Source organism: Synechococcus sp. H55.2, assembly GCF_047462495.1.
GTDB lineage: Bacteria > Cyanobacteriota > Cyanobacteriia > Thermostichales > Thermostichaceae > Thermostichus.
In genome coordinates, this window is the sequence record NZ_JANSJH010000020.1 from 25789 (window position 1) to 31879 (window position 6091).

Sequence of the window (6091 nt, forward strand, 5' to 3'; positions counted from 1 at the left end):
TTGCGGGCAACATTGCCCCGTTTGACTCTCATGGCGGTAACTCAATACAGACAGAATACAGACAGATGGATACAAGGGCGAACAAGCCTTGAGACTTTTGGCCTGCCGTGGCGATCGGCTCACCCTAGGCTGAGGGAGTGGAGGAAGCGGCACAACGGGATCCCACCTAGTGGGTGTTGGGCAGCATCAGGCGCACGTTGGCCAGATCCCGTTCATCCACCAGGGCCACGCCGGCCAATTTGCGTTTGCGGTTGGTGGTTTTGTGCTCAAGCAAGTGGTTGTGCCCGGCCCGGCGACGCATGAACTTGCCGCTGCCGGTGAGGCGAAAGCGCTTGGCGGCTGCCTTGCGAGTTTTGATTTTGGGCATGGCAATAACCCCAGAAATGGCCAGGGGAAAGGTCACAGTCTTCTAGCATAAGCTAGGGAAGACCAAGAAAGCAAATGCCGCAATGGCCTCTTCCTGTCTCAAAGCCGCCAAGAGCCCTCAAAAACTGTTCTCTTGCGGCTCCAAAAGCAACACTTGCCAGCGCAGCAACTGCTGCAACTGCGGCCAGCTCAGGGGAGAGTCTAGGCTTTCTTGAAGGGCTTGGACGGTGCGGATCCCGTCCACCTGCTGCAGGAAGGCGAAGGCTTCCTCGCTGAGGGAGATGGCCTCATAGGCGTAGTTGAAGAGGCTCCGCCCCGGCCACAGGCCCAGGCAGGGGCTGAGGTGGGCAACTGCCGCGGCCACATCCTCTGGATGGATCCATTCCCAGCGGCGAATAGGGGGCTTGCCGAGAAAGAGCTCGTAGTGGGCCACCACCGGATCCAACAGCTCGATTAGGCGGTAGCGCTCCGGCTCCGGCAGTTGGGCTGCCTGGGCCAGTAGGGTTTCATCTTTGCCCAACACCCGCTCCAGCCGCCAGAACTCTGGGTTGGAAAAGCGCAAAAACTGCAGCCCTGAAGCCTGAATTAGCTCAAACAGCGTCTCGATGGTGTAGTCCACTTCCTGCGGGTGCAGGTACATATCGGCAAAGCATTCGTCGTCCACGTTTTCGATGGCCCAGCGGGCGCGTTCCTGCTGCTGGATGCGGTTGCTGTCTGGCAAAATCTGGAAAAGGCGGCGGCCCACCTGGAGCCCTTGCTGTAGGTGTTCTGCGGAAGCTAGCGGCTGATGCTCTGAGCCAGTGACCAAGAGGCGGATGGCCTTCTGCATCAGGCGGATCTCGTGGCGGCCCAGCTCGCCGTACACAAATAGGTGCAGGATCCCGCCGGGAGCCAGCTTGTTTGCCAGAGCCTGCAGCCCCGCCACCGGATCCGGGAGGTGGTGGAGCATGCCTACGCAGTTGATGAAGTCGAACTGCCCCGGCAGTTGGTCGATGTCGTAAACGTTGAGCTGGCGAAAGTGCACCGGTGGTGCCTGGGAAGCCCGGCAGCGGGCCTCGGCAATCTCCAGGGCGCGGCTGCTCAGGTCAAAAGCCCAGATTTCGGCGTTGGGGTTTTGGTGGGCGATATACTCCGTCCCCACCCCAGAGCCGCAGCCGGCGTCCAGGATGCGCACTGGGCGGCGGCCTGGATGAGCATCTGTGCAAAAGGCATAGGCCTGGGGCCAGCTCCAGCGCCAGTTCCACCCCGGCGGGGGAACGGTGCCGATGGGCTGTGGCGGGAAGGGGTAGAGGTCGTAGAGCTGCCGCACTTGTTTGAGAATCTGTTCGGCGCTGCGGGACTGCATAGGCTCTCCAGCCAGACTATCCAGACTATAGTGACGATATCTCCCCTAAGCACATTTCTCGCCAACGCTCTATGGTTGTCCGCGCTTCCCATCCTCTGCAAGCTGGCCTCACCTTCGACTGGATCAAGCTGACGGCTGAGCTCAAAAAAATTCTCGATCCCCGGCGAGTGATCAGCAAGCCGGAGGAGCTGTTGGTTTACGAGTGTGACGGGCTGACCAGCTACCGGCAAAGGCCGGCTTTGGTGGTGTTGCCGCGCACCACAGAAGAGGTGGCGCAGGTGGTGAAGCTGTGCAGCCGCTACCAGGTGCCCTTTGTGGCGCGGGGATCCGGCACTGGCCTTTCGGGAGGGGCGCTACCCCTGGAAAATAGCGTCGTCATTGCCACCACCCTGATGAAACAGATCCTGGAGATTGACCTAGACAACCGCTGCATGGTGGTGCAGCCGGGGGTGATCAACGCCTGGATTACCCAAGCGGTGGCCGACCAGGGCTATTTTTATGCGCCGGATCCCTCTAGCCAGTCGGTTTGCTCCATCGGCGGCAATGTGGCGGAAAACTCCGGCGGCGTCCACTGCCTCAAGTACGGGGTAACAGCCAACCACATCCTCGGCTTGACGGTGGTGCTGCCGGATGGGGAAGTGGTGCGCTGGGGGGGCAAGATCCCGGAGATGCCCGGCTACGACTGGGTAGGTCTGTTTGTCGGTTCCGAGGGCACCCTGGGCATCGCTACCGAGATTACCCTGCGCCTGCTGAAAACCCCGGCCCAGGTTCAGGTTTTGCTGGCGGACTTCGACAGTGTAGAAGCAGCGGGATCCGCCGTCTCTGACATTATCGCTGCCGGGATCATCCCCGCCGGCCTGGAGATCATGGACAACTTCAGCATCAACGCCGTCGAGGATGTGGTGCAGTTGGGCTGCTACCCGCGGGATGCGGCGGCCATCTTGCTGGTGGAGGTGGACGGGCTGGAGCTGGAGGTGGAGGAAGCCGGCCAACAGGTGAGGGCGCTGTGCCTCAAAAACGGGGCCCGCCAGGTGCAAGTGGCAGCCGGCCCAGAAGAGCGGGCGCGGCTATGGAAGGGGCGCAAGGCGGCCTTTGCTGCAATGGGCAAGCTCAGCCCCAACTACTACGTCCAGGATGGGGTGATCCCCCGCAGCCAGCTAGCCTATGTCCTCAAAGAAATCGAGCGCCTCAGCCGCGAATACGGCTACCCGGTGGCCAATGTGTTCCATGCCGGCGACGGCAATCTCCATCCGCTGATCCTCTACGACGAGTCGGTGCCGGGATCCCTGGAGCAGGTGGAGAAGCTGGGGGGCGAGATTCTCAAACTCTGTGTGCGCCTGGGGGGTAGCCTTTCTGGCGAGCACGGCATCGGGGCGGAGAAACGCTGCTACATGTCGGAGATGTTTACGCCCACGGATTTGGAGAGCATGCAGTGGGTGCGGCAGGTATTTGACCCGCAGCACATCGCCAACCCCGACAAGATCTTTCCCACTCCCCGCACCTGCGGCGAGGCGGCCCACGCCCACCGGCGGCCGGAATGGCAAGCGATCCCTGTCTTCTAGCTGGCCTGCCGCTGCTGCTGCAGCTCGGCAAAGGCCTGGGCAAAGTCTTCCTGGCAGATGACCAGGGTTTTGGCATCCACCGTCTCGGCAGTGGCGCGGTGGCGGCGGATGGCGGCAATGGCGGCACGGTTGCTCAATAGAGCCAGATCGGCACCGCTCCAACCTTGGGTCTGCTCGGCCCACCCCTGTAAATCCACATCCGGCCCCAGGGGACGCTTGCGGTTATGTACAGATAAGATTTCCCACCGCCCGGCGCGATCCGGCAGCTCCACACTCAGGTGCAGCTCCAGCCGTCCGGCACGGGTGAGGGCGGGATCCAAACTGGCTTTGCGATTGGTGGCCGCCACCACCAGCACCCCCTGGCTGGGGCGGATCCCGTCCAGTTCGGCCAGGAGTTGCCCCAGGACACGGTCGCTGACGCCACTATCGCCGGAGTAGCTGCCTCGCGCGGGAGCGAGGGTGTCGATCTCATCGATGAAGATGACGCAAGGGGCACACTGGCGGGCGCGGGCAAAGAGTTCCCGCACCGCCTGCTCGGAGGATCCCACCCATTTGCTGAGCAGCTCCGGGCCGGAGACGGCGATGAAATTGGCCTTGGCCTGGGAGGCGATGGCCTTGGCCAGCAGCGTCTTGCCGGTGCCGGGGGGCCCGCTGAGGAGGATCCCTTTGGGGGCCTGGGCCTGGGCCTGCTCGTACAGCTCCGGGTGCAGCAGGGATCCCTCGATGGCCTCCTGCAAAATCTGCTTGGCGTGCTCCAGGCCGCCGATCTGATCCCAGCTCACCTGGGGCGACTCAATTTCCACCGAGCGCAACACCGCCGGCTTTACCTGTTGCAGAGCCTGCTGAAAGTCCGCCGCCGAAACCGTCAGCGACTCAGGGACAGGGGATCCCAAATCCGGCACCTGGCGCCGCAAAGCTGCATAGGCGGCCGCCTGGCACAGGCCGCGCAGATCCGCCCCCACAAAGCCCAGCGTCTGATCCGCCAGGCTGTCCAAATCCACATCCTCCGCCAGCGGCATGCCGCGGGTGTGAATGGCCAGGATCTCCCGCCGCCCCTCCCGATCCGGCACCTTAAAGATGATCTCCCGGTCAAAGCGCCCCGGTCGCCGCAGGGCCGGATCCAGGGCCTCAGGCCGGTTGGTGGCCGCCAGCACCACAACACCTTTTTGAGCCGCAAACCCGTCCATCAGCCCCAGCATTTGAGCCACCAGGCGTTTTTCTACCTCCCCCTCGACGGTGGCGCGGTTGGGGACAAGAGCATCGATTTCGTCGATGAACACCAGACAGGGGGCAGACTTAGCCGCCTTCTCAAATAGCTGCCGCAGGCGCGCCTCCGCCTCCCCGTAATACTTGCCGATCAGTTCCGGGCCGACAACGGCAATGTAGTTCACCCCCAGGCTCTCGGCCAGGGCGCGGGCAGTCAGAGTCTTGCCGGTGCCTGGGGCTCCCACCAACAGCACGCCACGGGGCGGATCCAGTCCCAGCTTGGCCAGCAGATCGGGCCGCTTGAGGGGAAGTTCTACCATCTCCCGCAGAATTTGGAGTTCTTCTTTCAGACCTCCCACGTCCTTGAGCGCGAGGCCCTTGGCGCTGCGGAGCGAGTCCGTTGCAGCGGCTCTGCTCTGCTCACATGGGCCCGCTGCAGGTCTAACCTGCGGCTCGCTGCTCCAAGAGGATTGCCCCGTGGCGGTTTGAACGCCGCTGGGACGAGGGGGAATAGAGCCGGAACGGGGAATAGAACTGCCCAGAGGCCGGGCCTGGACGCGAACTTCAGTTCGTAGTTCCCCACTTTGTTTTTTCTCATCCAGCTTCTGAGCCAGCTCGATTAACTGCTCAATACCCTGGATAAAGTCGCTTAAATTGGCCATAGCCGGGATTTTCCATCACACAGTCGTCTGCAAATTGACCCCGCCAGAGGTTCCAGCTCATCCCCTGCCTGGCCGGTTCAGGTGAGGAGAGTTCCACGGCCAGATGCTCAGTATGATACCCTTCACTTCGACTGCCGTCCTTGCTGGGTGAGGAAAATCTGCTCTCGGATCCAGCCCAGCCAGGGATCCAGCCCGGCACCCGTCTTCGCAGAAAGACAAAAAATGGGCACAGAAGGGTTGATCTCACGGATGTTGGCTTGCATCCGATCCAAATCCACCTCCAAAACAGGCACCAGATCCACTTTGGTGATCAGCAGACAATCCGCCTCTCGAAACATAATCGGGTACTTGAGAGGCTTATCCTCCCCTTCGGCAACGCTGAGCAGCGCTACCTTGGCGTGTTCTCCCACCTCAAACTCCGCCGGGCAGACCAGGTTGCCGACATTTTCCACCAGCAGCAAATCCAGTTGTTGCGGATCCAGCAGGGCTTCCAACTGCTGTAAACCCCCGGCCACCATGGCCGCGTCCAGATGACAGGCCCGACCCGTGTTGATGGCAATCACCGGGATTCCGTAGCAGCGCAACCGCTCTGCATCCAGTTGGGTTGTCATGTCTCCCTCGATCACCGCCAGGCGCAGCGAGCCGGCAAGAGCGGCCACGGTTTTCTCCAGCAAAGAGGTCTTCCCGGCTCCGGGAGCGCTCATGAGGTTCAGACAGGTCACTCCCCAGGCATCGAAGTGCTCCCGGTTGTGGTCGGCCTGGTGTTGGTTGGCGTGGAGCAGGTTAATCCCCAGATCCAAGACTTGATGCATGGCACAAGCTGTATGTGGGTTGCGGTTGAGAAGAGAAAAAACTCTAGCCTCCGAACGAGCGGAACTCGCTCATGGCCGGGGCAGGGGAAGGGCTGGCCGAAAGTTTGCGCACCTCAGAGCAGAAAGAAGCCATGCTAA

At 61.9% G+C, this 6091-nt stretch carries 5 protein-coding genes; 1 reads left to right on the forward strand and 4 read right to left on the reverse strand.

What is annotated here, in order from left to right; genetic code table 11:
• Positions 1-166: 166 nt before the first annotated feature.
• Entirely contained in the window at positions 167-367 is a 201-nt protein-coding gene (gene rpmI / locus NW844_RS04330; protein ID WP_414333811.1) for a 50S ribosomal protein L35, read from the reverse strand.
• 117 nt (positions 368-484) lie between these two features.
• The gene (locus NW844_RS04335) at positions 485-1711 is read right to left on the reverse strand and encodes a class I SAM-dependent methyltransferase (protein ID WP_414333803.1); all 1227 of its coding nucleotides are present in this window, start codon (positions 1709-1711) and stop codon (positions 485-487) included.
• A gap of 71 nt (positions 1712-1782) precedes the next feature.
• On the opposite strand from NW844_RS04335, the gene glcD reads away from it, so the two are divergent.
• Positions 1783-3273, forward strand: a complete 1491-nt coding sequence (gene glcD / locus NW844_RS04340) for a glycolate oxidase subunit GlcD (RefSeq protein WP_414333805.1) — start codon at positions 1783-1785, stop codon at positions 3271-3273.
• Here the strand turns inward: glcD and NW844_RS04345 are convergent.
• Together NW844_RS04345 and hypB are read right to left on the reverse strand one after the other, a co-directional pair.
• A complete protein-coding gene (locus NW844_RS04345) occupies positions 3270-5141 on the reverse strand; it encodes an AAA family ATPase (protein WP_414333807.1) in 1872 nt (623 codons plus the stop codon). The genes glcD and NW844_RS04345 overlap by 4 nt on opposite strands.
• A 122-nt stretch (positions 5142-5263) precedes the next feature.
• Positions 5264-5953 carry a hydrogenase nickel incorporation protein HypB gene (gene hypB, locus NW844_RS04350; RefSeq protein WP_414333809.1) on the reverse strand — a complete coding sequence of 230 codons (690 nt, stop codon included), beginning with the start codon at positions 5951-5953 and terminating at the stop codon, positions 5264-5266.
• Positions 5954-6091 lie beyond the last annotated feature (138 nt).

Excerpts from the sequence above, each read along its gene's own strand:
- glcD (WP_414333805.1), top strand. The coding sequence starts at position 1,783 with ATGGTTGTCCGCGCTTCCCATCCTCTGCAAGCTGGCCTCACCTTCGAC.
- NW844_RS04335 (WP_414333803.1), bottom strand. The coding sequence starts at position 1,711 with ATGCAGTCCCGCAGCGCCGAACAGATTCTCAAACAAGTGCGGCAGCTC.
- hypB (WP_414333809.1), bottom strand. The coding sequence starts at position 5,953 with ATGCATCAAGTCTTGGATCTGGGGATTAACCTGCTCCACGCCAACCAA.
- rpmI (WP_414333811.1), bottom strand. The coding sequence starts at position 367 with ATGCCCAAAATCAAAACTCGCAAGGCAGCCGCCAAGCGCTTTCGCCTC.
- NW844_RS04345 (WP_414333807.1), bottom strand. The coding sequence starts at position 5,141 with ATGGCCAATTTAAGCGACTTTATCCAGGGTATTGAGCAGTTAATCGAG.